General features: G+C 69.1%; 15 protein-coding genes and 2 pseudogenes. 9 read left to right on the top strand and 8 right to left on the bottom strand.

The features are described 5' to 3' along the window. The first annotated feature begins 417 nt into the window (after positions 1–417). Positions 418–1,164 (top strand): hypothetical protein, encoded by a 747-nt coding sequence (locus M2271_RS31440; RefSeq protein ID WP_280890787.1) that lies wholly within the window; start codon positions 418–420, stop codon positions 1,162–1,164. Positions 1,165–1,583: 419 nt separating this feature from the next. On the opposite strand, the gene M2271_RS31435 is transcribed toward M2271_RS31440, so the two are convergent. Beyond that, a complete protein-coding gene (locus M2271_RS31435) occupies positions 1,584–2,189 on the bottom strand; it encodes a dihydrofolate reductase family protein (protein WP_280890786.1) in 606 nt (201 codons plus the stop codon). Between the two features lie 86 nt (positions 2,190–2,275). Between M2271_RS31435 and M2271_RS31430 the strand changes: the two are divergent. After that, a pseudogene (locus M2271_RS31430) lies at positions 2,276–2,445 on the top strand (site-specific integrase); the annotation flags it as partial. A 78-nt stretch (positions 2,446–2,523) separates the two neighbouring features. Here the strand turns inward: M2271_RS31430 and M2271_RS31425 are convergent. Both M2271_RS31425 and M2271_RS31420 read right to left on the bottom strand, forming a co-directional pair. Then, complete coding sequence (locus tag M2271_RS31425; protein WP_280890785.1) at positions 2,524–3,285, bottom strand: phosphoglyceromutase; 762 nt, start codon at positions 3,283–3,285, stop codon at positions 2,524–2,526. Between the two features lie 329 nt (positions 3,286–3,614). Then, positions 3,615–4,829, bottom strand: coding sequence for a transposase (locus tag M2271_RS31420; RefSeq protein WP_280890784.1), 1,215 nt, complete (start codon positions 4,827–4,829; stop codon positions 3,615–3,617). Between the two features lie 51 nt (positions 4,830–4,880). Between M2271_RS31420 and tnpA the strand changes: the two genes are divergently transcribed. Further along, a complete protein-coding gene (gene tnpA, locus M2271_RS31415; protein ID WP_280890783.1) occupies positions 4,881–5,309 on the top strand; it encodes an IS200/IS605 family transposase in 429 nt (142 codons plus the stop codon). 101 nt (positions 5,310–5,410) lie between these two features. Continuing rightward, positions 5,411–5,903, top strand: a pseudogene (locus M2271_RS31410) (MFS transporter); the annotation flags it as partial. A 70-nt stretch (positions 5,904–5,973) separates the two neighbouring features. Here the strand turns inward: M2271_RS31410 and M2271_RS31405 are convergent. After that, the gene (locus M2271_RS31405; RefSeq protein WP_280890782.1) at positions 5,974–6,399 is read right to left on the bottom strand and encodes a DUF2000 domain-containing protein; all 426 of its coding nucleotides are present in this window, start codon (positions 6,397–6,399) and stop codon (positions 5,974–5,976) included. 58 nt (positions 6,400–6,457) lie between these two features. Between M2271_RS31405 and M2271_RS31400 the strand changes: the two genes are divergently transcribed. Together M2271_RS31400 and M2271_RS31395 are read left to right on the top strand one after the other, a co-directional pair. Beyond that, positions 6,458–7,366 (top strand): AraC family transcriptional regulator, encoded by a 909-nt coding sequence (locus M2271_RS31400; protein ID WP_280890781.1) that lies wholly within the window; start codon positions 6,458–6,460, stop codon positions 7,364–7,366. Between the two features lie 123 nt (positions 7,367–7,489). Beyond that, on the top strand, positions 7,490–8,017 hold the full coding sequence (locus tag M2271_RS31395; protein ID WP_280890780.1) for a hypothetical protein: 528 nt from the start codon (positions 7,490–7,492) through the stop codon (positions 8,015–8,017). Between the two features lie 65 nt (positions 8,018–8,082). Here M2271_RS31395 and M2271_RS31390 read toward each other — a convergent pair whose 3' ends face one another. Together M2271_RS31390 and mshA are read right to left on the bottom strand one after the other, a co-directional pair. Next, positions 8,083–8,583 carry a YbjN domain-containing protein gene (locus tag M2271_RS31390; protein ID WP_280890779.1) on the bottom strand — a complete coding sequence of 167 codons (501 nt, stop codon included), beginning with the start codon at positions 8,581–8,583 and terminating at the stop codon, positions 8,083–8,085. Next, positions 8,576–9,913, bottom strand: a complete 1,338-nt coding sequence (mshA, locus tag M2271_RS31385) for a D-inositol-3-phosphate glycosyltransferase (RefSeq protein ID WP_280890778.1) — start codon at positions 9,911–9,913, stop codon at positions 8,576–8,578. Before mshA ends, M2271_RS31390 begins: the two co-directional genes overlap by 8 nt. A gap of 369 nt (positions 9,914–10,282) precedes the next feature. Here mshA and M2271_RS31380 point away from each other — a divergent pair, with 369 nt between their 5' ends. The 3 genes from M2271_RS31380 to M2271_RS31370 all read left to right on the top strand — a co-directional run bounded on the left by M2271_RS31380 (position 10,283) and on the right by M2271_RS31370 (position 14,296). Further along, positions 10,283–11,095, top strand: a complete 813-nt coding sequence (locus M2271_RS31380; protein ID WP_280890777.1) for a class I SAM-dependent methyltransferase — start codon at positions 10,283–10,285, stop codon at positions 11,093–11,095. 222 nt (positions 11,096–11,317) lie between these two features. Then, a complete protein-coding gene (locus M2271_RS31375; RefSeq protein ID WP_280890776.1) occupies positions 11,318–12,424 on the top strand; it encodes a C40 family peptidase in 1,107 nt (368 codons plus the stop codon). A 489-nt stretch (positions 12,425–12,913) separates the two neighbouring features. Next, positions 12,914–14,296: a fused response regulator/phosphatase gene (locus tag M2271_RS31370; protein WP_280890774.1), complete on the top strand. Its 1,383-nt coding sequence runs from the start codon at positions 12,914–12,916 to the stop codon at positions 14,294–14,296. Between the two features lie 194 nt (positions 14,297–14,490). On the opposite strand, the gene M2271_RS31365 is transcribed toward M2271_RS31370, so the two are convergent. Together M2271_RS31365 and M2271_RS31360 are read right to left on the bottom strand one after the other, a co-directional pair. Then, positions 14,491–14,826 (bottom strand): DUF2516 family protein, encoded by a 336-nt coding sequence (locus M2271_RS31365; RefSeq protein WP_280890792.1) that lies wholly within the window; start codon positions 14,824–14,826, stop codon positions 14,491–14,493. A 136-nt stretch (positions 14,827–14,962) separates the two neighbouring features. Next, the gene (locus M2271_RS31360) at positions 14,963–15,766 is read right to left on the bottom strand and encodes a hypothetical protein (RefSeq protein ID WP_280890773.1); all 804 of its coding nucleotides are present in this window, start codon (positions 15,764–15,766) and stop codon (positions 14,963–14,965) included. Between the last annotated feature and the right edge of the window lie 68 nt (positions 15,767–15,834).

Genomic DNA, 15,834 nt, shown 5'->3' with positions numbered 1-15,834 from the left:
GATGAGGGCGTAGGAACTCCCATCATCCCAGGTCAGCGGGCACCTCTTCTCATTTCGTCATCCACAGACCAACTACCGCGCGGTGGATCGAGGCTCAGCCGACCCGGTCCCTTACCAGCGGAAAACCCGAAGGCAGAGGGCTTCTTCGACTCTGCTTAGCAGTCATGACGAGTACTGGGTCGGCTTCTACTCCTGAGTGTGTGCCGGCCGCTGATCAGGCTTGGGCCAAGAGCACTCAGCTTGGGAAGCTGCGATCACTTTCGGCTGCTTCGGGCCCTCCCTCGACACCTGGTCATGCACCAACAATCCAAAGGATTGCTTCAGCCGTTGTTAACCGCTGAATCAATATCACTCTGCAGGGGCGGGCCCAAAATACCACTTCTGGAACGCACCTCCGTTCCAATGTCCCGTGTAGGCATGCCCCTCATAGTTGCTGTCCAACACGAAGTTCGTCTCCACGTTCCGCAGGAAAAACGCGCCTCCACCAGTCGGCTCGAGAATCCACCTTTGGAATTTTCCATCATTTGGCGGTTGAGTGTACACACTCTCTTCGCGGTTACTGTCCAATACGAAACGAGTCGCCAGATTACGGAGCGTGGCTACACCGCTCCCCTCGTTGCGGAGTATCCATTTCTGAAACGAACCGCCATTGATGTCGGCCGTTGTGACTTCCTGAGCAGTGTTGCTGTCCAGGACGCGATTGGTCTCCGAATTACTAAGGAAGTAGACCCCATTTGGGAACGTCATGATCAGATCACCTCGGTCCCTTCATCGAGGAAGGCGGAATTTACTAATCTCATGGCGCATTCAAATCTGCGCACTGTACGCCCGGCCCGGCCCGGCCCGGCCCGGCCCGGCCCGGCCCGGCCTCGCCCCGCCTGGGGTGTAGCCGTTGTGACGCGCCATGTCCTGGCGCATTTCTGGCACGACTGGCTAATTTCGAATGTGGAAGACGCAGTCATGATAGTCCTGTCGAAGACCATCAATTTCCTTGTCGAGGTCCTTGATTTGCTGGTCAAGCTTGTCCCGTTGCGCCTTCAGCTTGTCGATCCGAGCCTGGTCGACCGGATTTTCACTCTGCAGTCGCGCTATGGTTTCCTTGATCGCTTTGACCTCTCCCCCAAGGCGCGCAACCTTTCTTTGATCTTCGGAGACATTGCGTAGTATGTCGCTGCACGGCATAAATCCTCCCATCGGGACGCGTAATCCAGGGTGACATGCCAGGAATGCAACACCATTTCGCGAATGGTTTATGTCATGCTCGGGGCGTTCGTGGCGCCGAAGGCTTTCTCTGGGCGTTCGTGATGACCGGATGCATCTTTCCTGCCAGGCGTGGGCAGGGTGATGGCATTGAACGCGATTTCCTTGTCTCCACCATGGCCCGGTAGGCCGACGTCCGCATGTCGAGCTCGCGGTGCCCGCGATGATGCCGGGCTGCCTGGCTCGGCGCGGGCCCATTCAACGAGGCAGCGTGCGTCTCCGGGCTGATGGCAGCCGTGGCAGAGTCCCGCGGTGCGGCCCGTCTTGCTCCGCGCCCGCCGGCGCCGGCCTGGCGGCCGTCCGGGCCGGCGGACGGGGCGACGTCACGCAGGGACGGCGAGCGGCGGGTGCTCGAGCACGCGGGGCTTGTACTCGACCAGCTGGATGCGGCCGTCGAAGGTGCGGTGCTCGATCATCTCGAGGGCAACGTCCGGATAGCCGTCGTAGATGCGCTCTTCGCCCGTGGCCCCGGTGATCACCGGGAACATCACGACGCGGAAGCGGTCGACGAGTCCGGCTTGTAGCAGGGACCGGCACAGGCTGAGGCTGCCGATCGTGCTGAGGAGCCCCGAGCCACTCGACTTCATGGCGCGGACCGCCTCGACGGCGTCGTCGCGGACGAGCCTGGAGTTGGCCCACGTCAGTGGCTCCTCGAGTGAGGAGGAGAACACCACCTTGGACGCTTGCGTGAGCTCGTCCACGGACGCCTCTTCTTCAGGCCTGAACTCGTCCTGGCCACTCGGGACCTCGCCCGCGGCGAAGCCCGACATCAGGCGGTAGGTGTTCGCTCCCATCAGGTAGGTGGCCTCGGGCTGCTCGCCGAGCCATGCGAGGTACTCCGGGCCCTCGAGGCCCCAGAACCCCGGCCATCCCTCTCCCGATGCGTGGCCGTCGAGGGAGGTGATGAAGTCGACGAGAAGCTCCGACATGGCGGTGTCCTTTCCTGGGGTGTCACGAGCTTGGACCCGCCGGGAGCCCCAAACTGATCGACCACGCTGTGGAGTAACGAGAAGACACCGTGCTTCTGGATGCGGGAGAGAGGATCAAGGCGCTCGCGGAGTACTTCGGGCACTTCGACACGGGCTGACGCTCAAGGTGTAAGCGCACCTCATGCCGAGCAATCGCGACCAGGCCCGGAACGCCCTCGGTCAAGCACTCCGGCCACCGCAGGACCCGCCGCGTTGAGGTCCCGCAGAGGGCCCAGGCCGTAAAAATGCCCCCGCTCCGCGCCATCAGCGCAGGTCGGGGGCATGATCACGAAGGCTACTTCTTCTTGCCCTGGTTCTTGACCGCCTCGATGGCAGCCGCCGCCGCATCAGGGTCGAGGTAGGTCCCGCGCGGTGTCAACGGCTTGAAGTCCGCGTCCAGTTCGTAGGACAGCGGGATGCCCGTCGGGATGTTCAGGCCCGCGATGTCGGCGTCGGAGATGCCGTCGAGGTGCTTGACGAGGGCGCGGAGGCTGTTGCCGTGGGCGGCGACGAGGACCGTGCGGCCGGTAAGGAGGTCGGGGACGATGCCGTCGTACCAGTAGGGGAGCATGCGCAGGACGACGTCCTTGAGGCACTCCGTGCGGGGGCGGAGCTCCGGGGGGATGGTCGCGTAACGGGGGTCGTCGGACTGGGAGAACTCCGTGCCGTCCTCGAGGGGCGGGGGCGGGGTGTCGTAGGAGCGGCGCCAGAGCATGAACTGCTCCTCGCCGAACTCCGCGAGGGTCTGGGCCTTGTCCTTGCCCTGGAGGGCACCGTAGTGGCGCTCGTTCAGACGCCAGGAGCGGTGGACCGGGATCCAGTGGCGGTCCGCGGACTCCAGGGCGAGCTGGGCGGTGCGGATGGCGCGCTTCTGGAGGGAGGTGTGGACCACGTCGGGGAGCAGGCCGGCGTCCTTGAGCAGCTCACCGCCGCGGACTGCCTCCTTCTCGCCCTTCTCGTTGAGGTTGACGTCCACCCAGCCGGTGAACAGGTTCTTCGCGTTCCATTCGCTCTCGCCGTGGCGGAGGAGGATCAGCTTGTACGGTGCGTCGGCCATGTGGATGAGCGTAATCCAAGGGGTCGATGCCTCGTACGTCCGCTCGACAGGCGGACGGTACGGCCCACGGTTGACCGGATCTGCTAATTGGGTGGCCCGTCCCACCAGAATTCTCGTAAGTTGTGCTCGCCACTTGAGACACTTACACCGCTTCCGCCCGTGGGGGATCCGTCATGCCTGTCGCCGCCCTGAGACATGCCGCCCGGGAGACCGTCTCGGGGCTCCCCCGCGAGTTCTGGTGGCTGTGGACCAGCACGCTCGTCAACCGGCTGGGTGCCTTCGTCGCCACCTTCGTGACTCCTCCCCCGGCTGAAGCCGGGGGCTTCTCGTTACGCCGGGTTGGCGTCGCGACGGACCAGCCCGGCCCGTAGAACGTTGGTGGCTCCCACTGTGTCGGCGTGCGCGTGGTGGCCGCAGGCGACGCATTGAAATTTTTCCTGTGTGGGCCGGTTCTCTTTCGCGGTGTGCCCGCATTGGGGGCAGGTGCGGGAGGTGTTGCGGGGGTCCACGGCGATCACTTCCCGTCCGGCGCTTTCAGCCTTGGCGTGCAGGATCGTCAGGAACACCCCCCATCCGGCATCGTTGATCGACTTGTTGAGCCCGGCCTTCGCAGCGGCCCCGTTGGGCAGGAAGGCGCCCGGCCGGTCGGGGTCGGGCTTCGGCGCGGGGGCCGTGCTCATGTTGCGGATCTTGAGGTCTTCGTGCGCGATGAAGTCGTGCGCGCGGACCAGGCCGAGCGCGGTCTTGTGTGCGTGGTCGAGCCGCTGGCGCCGCACCTTGCCGTGCAGCTGGGCGACCTTCGCCACGGCGCGCTGGTGGTTCTTGGTGCGGTCTTTGGCCTTGCGGCGCGGGAACCGGGACAGTGCCTGCTGCGCCGCCTCCAGTTTCGCGGCCGCACGGCGGCCGTGGCGCGGGCTGGGCACGAAATCACCGTTCGAGTCGGCGAGGAAGTTCGCGATGCCCAGATCGATGCCGACCACGGAGCCGGTCGCGGGCAGCGGTTCGGGCCGGTCCCGCTCCGCAGTGACCACGACGAACCACTTTCGGCCCTCGCGCTTGACCGACACGGTCTTGACGTGGCCGACCACGGCGCGATGCTGATTGACCCTGACGTGGCCGACGCCCTGGAACCGGACGCGGGTCACCGGGTGGTGCGGGGTGGAGTCCCACCGGCAGCCGTCGCCGTCCTTGGGGAAGTCCACCGTGTCGAACCAGTTCACCCCGCGAAAGCGCGGATAGCCGGGCTTGTCGCCCGCTTTGACCCGGCGGAAGAACGCCTGGAATGCCTTGTCCAGTCGGCGCAGGGTGGCCTGCTGCGAGGAGAACGACCAGCGTCCCTGGCGCTCCGGGTCGAACGCCCGGATCTCCTTCAACTGAGCGGACTGCTGCCCGTACTTGACGGTGGCCTTCGAGACGTGACGCCAGGCGTCGCGGCGTTCCTGCAAGGCCCCGTTGTAGAGGGAGCAGTGATCCCGCAGCATCTCGGTAAACGCCTGCTCCTGGCGGACGGTGGGCCGCAGGAGGAACTTGTACGCACGGATCATCCAGCCCACCCCCCTCCGGTCAGGTCCGCTTGATCCTACTACACTTGGCGTATGTCACCGCGCTGGGAACCAGATCCCGACATCAGACGGGGAAACCACGTCATCTACAACCTCCACGCCCACTTGGTGTTTGTCACCAAATACCGGCGTGAGATCTTCAACGACGACATGCTGACGCGTTGCGAGGCGATCATGCGGGACGTGTGCGAGAGCTTCGGCGCCGAGCTGCGGGAGTTCAACGGCGAAGGCGACCACGTCCACCTGCTCGTGCACTACCCGCCGAAAATCGCCCTGTCCAAGCTCGTCAACTCCCTCAAGGGCGTCAGCTCCCGATATCTGCGCGCGGAGTACACCGGCCGGATCAACCGGATCGGGACGGGATCCGTGTTCTGGTCCCCGTCCTACTTCGCGGGGTCCTGCGGCGGAGCACCGCTGAGCATCGTCAAGGAGTACATCGACAACCAGAAGCGCCCAGCCTGACCATCACCCCGAAGACGCAGAGATCTCCGGCGCTTCGCGCCTCCGGACCGAGGATCGCATTCCCGCCCGGCCTGAAGGCCGGGATTCCCTGCGAAGAACAAGGGATGGCGATCGCCGTCAACGGCGGTGTTGATCGTCGCGCTGCAGATCCCGGTCACCCGGTTCATCGAGCCCCGGGACGCGAAACGACTGCTGGTGCTCTCCTCTCTCCTCGCCGGGTACGGCTTCGGGCTCACCGCCTTCGCCGGGTCGATCGGGCTCTTCGCACTCACCGTCTGCGTGTGGACACTGGCCGAGATGATCAACGCGCCGACCCAGACCGGCCTCGTCGTCCGCATCTCCCCGGTCCACGGCCGCGGCCACTACCAAGGCGTGTACACCCTGTCCTGGTCGGTCGCCGCCCTGGTCGCCCCCGTGATGTCCGGCGTCGTCATCGACCGTTTCGGCGCGGAGTGGCTGTGGGGGCTGTGCGCCGTGATCGGGACCGGGGCGGCCGTCGGTTACGGCGCCCTGATGCGACGTATGCCGACCGCGGGACCGGCCTCCGTGCAACCGGCGGCCGCCCCCGCGGAGCCCGAGGTCAGCGCCGCGTAGAAGACGGTGGGAGGAGACGGTGGGGAGAAGATCGTGAGGAGAAGACCTGCGGGCCGGGAAGAGCAGGTGCTCACGGATGCATCCGCGCCCCCTTCACCACCTTGTCCACCGCGTTGCGCGGCCCGTACACCGCCAGCCCCACCAGGTCCAGTGCGGCCGTCGGTACGGCCCCTACCGCCGCGCGGTTGTCGCGGTCGTTGCCTGTCGTGAACAGGTCGCTGGTGAAGAGGGCACGCGGCAGGGCGCGGGACAGCACGCGCGCGTGGGCCGTCGTCAGCGTCTCCTTCGTGGCCTCGAAGACCATGACCGGCTGGCGGAACATCGGCAGGTAGGGAACGCCGTCGGCGTCCTCGTACGGCTCGCCGACCACCTCGGGGACGTGCGTGCCCAGGCCGCTGACCAGGAACGCCGTGACGTTGAGCCGCTGCCAGGGCTCCAGGTCCTCGCGCAGCAGGACGGCGATCTTGGTGTCGAATCGGATGGGTTCAGTACTCATCGAGCTCATGGAGCGAGACTGCCGAACGTCGTACGGGGCCGTCTTGTACGTTCTTTGCATGGCCGTTCGACAGGCCCGGCAGGCCCGGCAAGCCCCGCAAGCCCTGCGTGAGGTCTCCGCCTGGCACCCGGCCGTCCCGGGTATCGTGGAGGTCTTCCACGCCCACTTCACCGAGTACGCGTACCCGATGCACGTCCATGACGCGTGGACGCTGCTCATCGTCGACGCCGGGGCCGTACGGTACGACCTGGACCGGCAAGAGCACGGCACCCCGCACGACACGGTGTCCCTGCTGCCGCCGCATGTGCCGCACAACGGCTCCCCCGTCACCCCGGACGGCTTCCGCAAGCGCGTGCTGTACCTCGACGGCAGCCGGCTCGGGGAGGATCTGATCGGGCCCGCGGTCGACGCGCCCGACCTGCTCGACCCCCTGCTGCGGCGGCGCGTCGGGCAACTGCACACCGCGCTCACCCGGCCCGGTGACGAGCTGGAGGCCGAGAGCAGGCTGACCCTCGTCGGCGAGCGGCTGCGCACGCATCTGCGCCCGGCGCACCACACGAACAGCCCGCGCCGCGACCCGGTCCTCGCCCGTCGGCTGCGCGAACTCCTCGACGAGCGGGTCGTCGAGGGGCTTTCGCTGCACGAGGCCGCGCGGCTGGTCCAGGCCCATCCTGCCCATCTCGTACGGGCGTTCAGCGGCGCGTACGGCATCGCCCCGCACCAGTATCTGAACGCCCGCCGCGTCGACCGGGCCCGTCGGCTGCTGCTCGCGGACCACGGTCCCGCCGACGTCGCCGTCCTCACCGGCTTCCACGACCAAGCTCATCTCACCCGGCACTTCAAGAAGCTGGTGGGGGTGACACCGGGGCGGTACCGGAGCGGCCGGAGCAACCGGAGCAGCTCCCGCACGGACGTTCGTTCGAGAGATTCGGCGGAAGCCGTCCGTCCGCCGGTCGGGGACGCCTAGCGTCGCCCCATGGACGAATCACAGGACTCCCCCAACTCCCCCAGCGCCCACAGCTCTCCCAGCTCGCAGAACCCGAGCAGACCGGATACCTCGCCCCGGCCACGCGGTCTGAGAATCAGCCGCGTGTCGACCGCCGTCGTGGGGGCCGCGGCTCTGGTGGTGTTAAGCGTCGGCGCCGCCCTCGCGGCCGGCTCGGGCAACGATCCGGCGCCCTCCCCGAGTCCGAGTCCGAGTTCGGCCTTCACCGAGCCGCAGAGCGCTGACCCCGGCGACGAGTCCGGCGACGAGCCCGGCTCCGGGGGCACCAGCGGCGGCACGGACCCGGATTACCCCTCCCCCATCCCGACCGACCCGGCGGAATCGACCGATCCCTCCAGCCCCTCCGAGCCCCCGGCCACCCCGCCCGCCGACACGGACCTGGCGGAACTCAACCGGCGCATCACGGAACTCGACCGGAAGGTCGACCAACTGCCCACCAAGAAGGAACTGGCCGACGCCCTGCGCGCCTTCGCCGACAAGCTCGACGGGTCGTCCGGCAGCTCCGGCGGATCGTCCGGCGGCTCCGACGGATCATCTGGCGGCTCCGGCGACGACCCCGATCCCACCGACGAGCCCCAGCCGGACTCCTCCCTGCCGCCGGACGGGTCCTGACGCGGGAGCCCGGGGACGCGGGAACCCGGGGACGCGGGGGAGCCCGGGGACGCGGGAACCCGGGGTCAGTCGTCCGAGCGTCGCGTCAGGTGCGCGAACGCGTCCAGGTTCCGTGTCGACTCGCCCCGGGACACCCGCCACTCGTACTCCTTGCGGATGGCGGAGGCGAAACCCAGCTCCAGCAGGGTGTTGAAGGCGCCGTCGGCGGCCTCCAGGACCTGGCCGAGGAGGCGGTCGATCTCGTCGGCGGTGATGGTGCTCAGGGGCAGCTTGGCGGTCACGTAGACGTCGCCGAGCGGGTCGACGGCGTAACTGATGCCGTACAGCTTGAGGTTGCGCTCCAGGAGCCAGCGGTGGACGCCGGGCTCGTTCTCGTCGGGGTGGCGGATGACGAAGGCGTTGAGCGAGAGGGAGTGGCGGCCCGCCACCAGGGACACCGTGGTCGACAGCTTGCGGGTGCCGGGGAGTTTCACCACGTAGTTGCCGGGTGCCGGGCTCTCCCACTCCAGCTCGGCGTCCTTGAAGAACGCCTCGATGACCTGTGCCGTCCTGTCTGCGTCAGCCATGGTGGGAGCGTACGCGACCCCGGTACGACTGGGTCGCTGCCGCGTAGACGTCCGCCGTGGCGGCGGCCGCGGTGTCCCAGCCGAAGGACTGCGCGTGCCGGGCGGCGGCCTCACCCATCCGCGCCGGGCGCGCGGGATCGTCGGCGAAATCGCGCAGCACGCGCGCGTAGGCGGCGGGTTCGTGCCCCTGTACGAGGACACCCGTCCGTCCGTCGCGCACGGCCACCGGAAGCCCGCCGACCGCGGCGGCGAGCACCGGGGTGCCAGCCGCCTGCGCTTCTATGGCGACCAGGCCGAAGGACTCGCTGTAGGACGGCATGACCAGCACGGACGCGGCCCGGAACCAGTCGACGAGCTGGTCCTGGCCGACGGGCGGGTGGAACCGTACGACATCCGCGATGCCGAGCCGGGACGCCAGCTTCTGCAGACCCTCCGGCTTGGACAGGCCGCTGCCGCTGAGGCCGCCGACGACCGGGACGACGATCTGGGAGCGCAGGTCGGGACGCTCGTCCAGGAGGACGGCGACCGCGCGCAGCAGCACGTCCGGCGCCTTCAGGGGCTGGATGCGGCCCGCGAAGAGGGGGACCAGGGCGTCCTGCGGGAGGCCGAGGCGGGCACGGGCGGCGGCGCGGCCGTCGGCGGGGCGGAAACGGTCGAGGTTCACGCCGGGGTGGACGACGGCGACATTGCCCGGGTCGGCGGCGTAGTGCCGTACGAGTTCCTCGCGCTCCTCGGTCGTGTTGGCGATGAGACGGTCGGCGGCGGAGACGATCTGGGTCTCGCCGATGACGCGGGCGGCGGGCTCGGGCGTGTCGCCGTCGGCCAGGTTGGCGTTCTTGACCTTGGCCATGGTGTGCATGGCGTGCACCAGGGGGACGCCCCAGCGTTGGGCGGCGAGCCAGCCGACATGGCCGGAGAGCCAGTAGTGGGAGTGCACGAGGTCGTAGTAGCCGGGGCGGTGGCCGGCCCACGCCTGCATCACGCCGTGGGTGAAGGCGCACAGCTGGGCGGGGAGCTCCTCCTTGGCGAGGCCCTCGTAGGGGCCGGCGTCGACGTGCCGGACGAGGACACCTGGCGCGAGTTCGACGCTCGGCGGGAGGGCGGCAGAGGTCGCACGCGTGAAGATCTCCACCTCGATGTTGATCGCGGCGAGGCGCTGCGCGAGCTCCACGATGTAGACGTTCATGCCGCCGGCGTCGCCGAGGCCCGGCTGGTGGAGCGGTGAGGTGTGCACGGAGAGCATGGCGACCCGGCGGGGGCGTCGGTGCAGTCGCAAACGCGGGGGGGCCGCTACCGAGCGACGCCCGAGCCTGCTGACGTACTGGCTCACGTGGCGTTCCTCCTTGCTGCGGACATGCCGAACGGAGGGTGTGGGGTGCCCTCCAAGAGCGGGAACACCGACGGAGGGGTTCCCATTCCGGGCGGGGCGCTTTTTGCCGAGGGATTACCGGGGGTCGCTCAACCGTTCGAGATCGGGATGCGTTGTGCAGGGGTGCCGGCGTCGGCGTCGGCGTTACGGATTGGGCGGCGTTACGGATTGGGCGGTGTTACGTATTCGGCGGTGTTACGTATTCGGCTGTCGTCGTGCCAGAGACTCGGGGCGTCGCGTATGGGTCGCCGTCCTGCAAGGGACATCGGCGTGACCTATGGGCCGCCGTCACGCAAGGGACAGCCTGGATACCCGCATACCCTCGTACGTATGTCATCCCGCGCCGCCACCCGTCCCGTGGGCACGGTCACGCGCGGGACCACGAATCCCAATCGGCTGCGCCGCATGGACCGCTGGATCGCCGCGACGCACGGCGCCGAACTGCGCCGCGCGACCGATCCCGTCGCCGTCGACCTCGGCTACGGCGCCACCCCTTGGACGGCCGTCGAGTTGTTGCTGCGCCTGCGTACCGTCGCTCCCCGCGCGCGCGTGGTCGGCGTCGAGATCGAACCGGCGCGGGTCGCGGCGGCGAGACCGTACGAGCGGGACGGGCTCCTCTTCCGGCACGGCGGCTTCGAGATCCCCGTCCCCGGGCGACCGTTGCTCGTCCGGGCCGCCAACGTGCTGCGCCAGTACGACGAGGGTGAGGTGGCCGCCGTGTGGGAGCGACTGTGCTCCCGGCTCGCCCCGGCCGGCGGAGGCTCGCGCGGCGGGCTGCTGGTCGAGGGGACCTGTGACGAGATCGGGCGCCGGCACGTGTGGGTGGCGCTCGGTACGGAGGGGCCGCGCACCGTCACCTTCGCGACCCGGCTGGGCTCCCTGGAGCGCCCATCGGACCTCGCCGAGCGTCTGCCGAAGGCGCTGATCCACCGCAACGTCCCGGGCGAGCCGGTGCATGCCTTCCTGCGCGACTTCGACCGCGCCTGGGCGGCCGCCGCGCCCTACGCCTCCTACGGCGCCCGCCAGCGCTGGATGCGAGCGGTGCGGGACCTCGCCGCCGACTGGCCGGTGACGGACGGACCGGTGCGCTGGCGGCAGGGTGAAGTGACGGTGCGCTGGGCGGCGTTGGCGCCTCGGACGTGACGGCCTCTCCCTTCGTCCCCCGCTCCGCCACCGCGTTTTTCCCACCCGGCCGGGAGGCGCGGAACGATCTCCGTGAGTCGTTCGTCACACAGGCGGGGGGATCGCCATACGACGGCCGGGCCGGGGGAGGAAGTCACCGCCTCTGTCGTTCTGCGCCATGACGTGGCACCATCCGCAGGATCCGTAAGTTACTGACGGTAAATCAGTTTTGGGGGCAGGGGTATGCGAGCGGGCAAGCGCGGGCTGATCACAGTGGCTGCGACCGTCGTCTGCGCGGTCACCGTACTGGGGGCGCCGGGCACGGCGTTCGCGGCCCCGACACCGCCCCCCGCCCCGCCCTCCACCGCTCCATCCGCCACCACTCCGCCCGTCGGCACCCCGACGCCCCCGTCCGACAAGGATCTTGAGGCCGTACGCAAGAAACTGGACAGCCTCTACCACGAGGCGGCGGTTGCCACGGACGCGTACAACGACGCCGAGGAGAGGGCCGAGAGGCAGTCGGCCGACATCGTCGCGCTGGCCAAGAAGATCGTCGCCGGCAAGGAGAAGCTGGACCGGCTGAAGGAACGCGCGGGTGCCGCGGCCCGCGCCCAGTACCGCGGGGGCGGGCTGCCGGACGAGGCGCAGTTGATGCTCAGCGACGACCCGCAGGAGTTCCTCGACGGCAGTGGCCGGGTTCTCCAGGGCCAGCGCGCGACCAAGACCCTCATCCGGGAAACGACCCGCACCCAGCAGGACCTGGAGCAGTACGCCGCCGACGCCTCCGCGCAGTGGAAGAAGTTGGAGGCGGGCCGCAAGGCCAAGGCCGCGGCCAAGAAGAAGATCAAGGAACGGATCGCGGAGGCCGAGAAGCTCGAGTCACAGCTGGAGAAGAAGGAGAAGGAGCGCCTCGCCGAGCTGGAACGCCGGGCCGCGCTCAAGGCGCAGACCACCTGGCTGGACTCCGGCGTCCTCGACGCGATCAAGAGCAAGGACTCCGCCGAGGGCAGGAAGGCGGTGAAGTTCGCCACGTCCCAGATGGGCAAACCGTACGAATGGGGTGCCGAGGGCCCCAACACCTACGACTGCTCCGGTCTGACCTCACAGGCCTGGGCGAGCGCTGGCAGCCCGATCCCGCGCACCTCGCAGCAGCAGTGGCAGCAACTGAAGCACGTACCCGTCGAGGACATGCGCCCCGGAGACCTGATCATCTACTTCAACGACGCCAGCCATGTCGCGATGTACATCGGCAACGGCGCGGTCGTGCACGCCCCACGGCCGGGTCGGACGGTGACCGTCACGGGAGCCGGGACGATGCCGATACTCGGGGTGGTGCGGCCGGGCGCGTGAGCGTCCCGGGGTGGTACGGGCAACTGGTGCGGGCCACTGGTACGGGGGCGGGAACGTCCGGGGGCGGGGACATCCGGGGTGACACGGCCACATGGAACGGGAACGGGACGGGAGCGGGACGGGAACGGGAACGGGACGGGAACGGGAACGGGAACGGGAACGTCCCGAGTGACACGGGCCACGCGGGCCGGACACACGAGCGTCCCGGACGACACCGGCCACGCGGACCGGGCGCATAAGCGCCCCCGGACGACACGAGCCACGTGACCTGGCCCACCTCAAACCTGTCGCCGAGGTGACGTTCGTCATCCCGACAGCACTACTGGCGTGTCCAACTGCGGTACGGATCACGGCATATGACAGCGGCGCTCGGCCAACCACGTGTCTCACAGCATTCCGTTGCGGCGCCGACTACCGCTATGGTCCCCGTCGGTAGGCCGAGATCCCTCGCCCTGCCATGCCCTCGGGGGAGGGAAGGAACCCAAGACGATGCCCGTACCCGTACCCGTACCGCGGCAGAGCGCGATCCCGGCCGTGGAGAGTGGTCAGGCGCAGGCCGCGTCCTCAGGCGTCGACCCCTCACTCACAGGGTCCCCGCGCAAGGCAGCGGCCCCTGCCGGGAACACCGCGGCCGAGCCCACCGGCCAGACTCCTGCCACCGGCGCCACCGGCGCCACCGGCTCCCCCACCCCCACCCCCACCCCCACCCTCACCCTCCTGGTGATCGAGGACGACCCGGGCGGCTCTGCGGTCGTGCCTGAGCTGCTCGACTCGGCCGGCAAGCCGATCCGGGTCCGCACCGCCCGCAACCTCACCGAGGCCGAGCGGCTGCTCACCGATGATGTCCACTGCATCCTGCTGGACCTCGCGCTGCCCACCCCCGGCCGGGCCGAGAACGACGACGAGCTGGCCGGACTCCGACATGTGCTGAAGCTCGCGCCCCGGCACGCCGTTCTCGCGCTGACCGCCTCAGCCGACGCCGAGCGCGGCGCCGAGGCCGTACGCGTGGGCGCCCAGGACTACCTCTTCCGGGACGAGCTGGACGGCCGGCTGCTGAGCCGGGCGATCCGGTACGCCGTGGAGCGGAAACGATCCGACACAGCCGAGCGACGGCTCGCCGAGGGCAGGTTGCGCGCCCAGGAGAACCGCCGGCTGGAGCGCGGTCTGCTGCCCACGCCCCTCCTGGAGGGCTCGTCGCTCCGCTTCGCCGCCCGCTACCGACCGGGCCGCTCACGTGCCCTGCTCGGCGGCGACTTCTACGACACCGTCCGCACCCCGGACGGCACGGTGCACGCCATGATCGGCGACGTCTGCGGGCACGGCCCGGACGAGGCGGCGCTCGGCGTGGAGCTGCGCATCGCCTGGCGCGCGCTGACGCTGGCGGGTCTGTGCGGCGACCAGTTGCTCGGTACGCTCCAGCAGGTCCTGGAGCACGAGCGCTCCGACGACGAGATCTTCGCGACGCTGTGCACGGTCGACATCGCCCCGGACGGCCGCCGAGCGGGCCTGTGCCTCGCCGGGCACCCGGCCCCGCTGGTGGCCCGCCCCGGCCGGCCCGCCGAGCTGCTGCCGTACGACAACAACGGCCCCGCCCTCGGCCTGCTCCCCGGCGCCCGCTGGCCGCGGACGCAGGTGGACCTCGGGGCCGAGTGGAGCCTGATGCTCTATACCGACGGTCTGATCGAGGGCCGTGTCGGCGAGGGCCGGGAGCGGCTCGGGCAGGACGGCATGGTGGAGCTGGTCCGCCGCCAGCTCTCCGAGGGGCTGCGCGGGGAGGAGTTGCTGCGGGCCACCGTGAACGAGGCCCGGGATCTCAACGGGGGCGAGCTGACGGATGACGTGGCGGTGCTGTTGCTGGACCGGACGGCCTGAGCGGAGACCCGCCGTCCGCGTTCCGCCGTAAACCGGAGCGGAGACCCGCCGTCCGCGTTCCGCCGCAAGCCGGAGCGCAGACCCGCCGTCCGGATTCCGCCGCAAGCCGACCGACAGTCCGCCGCGGCTGGTCACCTCCACGCGGCACAGGCGCATGTCGACGGCACAGCCGCGCATGCCCCTTCAAGGACGCTTCAACGGCCGCCGTTGTACGGCCCGTACGGCCCGTCACTGCTGGAACCGCCGCGCCTGCTGCGTCCGCCGCCCGGGAGACCGCGCAGAGCGGGGCGTACGTCGACCATGTACACGATCGTCGCAACGAGGCCGATGATCGGCAGGAACGACAGAATGTTGAAGATCAGGTTCACCACGAAGGCGATCCCCAGGATGACCAGCCAGAACGGCTTGGTCTTCTTGTCAGCCGCGCGGTAGGCGTCCTCGCGACGCGTGGCGGCGTCGATCAGCGCGAAGCCGCTGAAAAGGATCAACGCGACGCTCAGCAGCCACATGAACCCCGCGAATCCCTGCATCAGCACTACGTCCACCACCAGAATCGGCTCATCGTCACGCGGTCACCGTACTCGTTCCCGTTCCGGGAAGCCCGCTACCCGCTGAACGGGCCGGGCACTCCAAGAGTGCCCGGCCCGTGATCCGTACCGCGGTGTCTTACTTGGCCGGAGGCGTGGTCTTCTTCGCGGTGGTGTTGCTGTTGGCGGTGGTGTTGCTGTTGGCGTTGGCGGTGGCGTTGCCGTTGGCGGGGGTGGTGGTCGTGGCGGGGGTGGGAGTGGCAGAGGTCTTGCGGGCGGGCGCCTTCTTCGCGGCCGGCTTCTTCGCCGGGGCGGCCTCCGTCTTGACCGCGGCCGGCTTCGGCTCGGTCCTGACCATGGTGGGCTTCGGCTCGGCCTTGACCGCGGCCGACTTCGGCTTCGGCTTCGACGCGGCGTCGGGCTCGACGGCGATCGCCAGTTCCTCGATCTCCTCGGCGGCCTCGCCGCGCCAGGTCTTCACGGTCTGCTCGCCGTGCTCGGCGACCTTCTCGTAGGTCTCGCGGGCCTTGACGGCGTACTCGGCGGCGACGCCGACACCGCGCAGCGCGAAGTCCTGGGCGGTCTCGCCGAGCTTCTTCAGGTCCGCATCGAAGGTGCTGCCGAGCTTCTTCAGGTCACCGTCGAGGGTGCCGAAAAACTCGCCGACCTTCGCCTGGATGCTCTCCTGGGCCTCCTTGGCCCGGGCACTGGCTTCCTTGGCCTTGGCGCCGGCCTCCTTGGCACGCGCCTGGGCCTTCTCCTGCACGGTCTTGGGGTCGGTGTTGCGCACCGCCTCGATCCGCGCCGGGGCCTCGGTCCGCAGCTGCTCCACCAGACCGGGCACCTTCTTGGCCTGCTGAAGGGCCAGGTCGGCGGTGCCGGCGGCGAAGTAGAGCGGAGTCGGGTCACTGAGGGTCTTGCGCAGGTCGTCGGTGATGGCCATGGTGATGGTCCTCCCGGATTCACGTTCGGCTGAGGGTTTTGTGGTCCGCAGTCAGGCGGCCGGTGCCC

The organism is Streptomyces sp. LBL (assembly GCF_029893585.1).
Taxonomy (GTDB): domain Bacteria; phylum Actinomycetota; class Actinomycetes; order Streptomycetales; family Streptomycetaceae; genus Streptomyces.
This window is presented reverse-complemented; position numbering and strand designations above follow the sequence as displayed.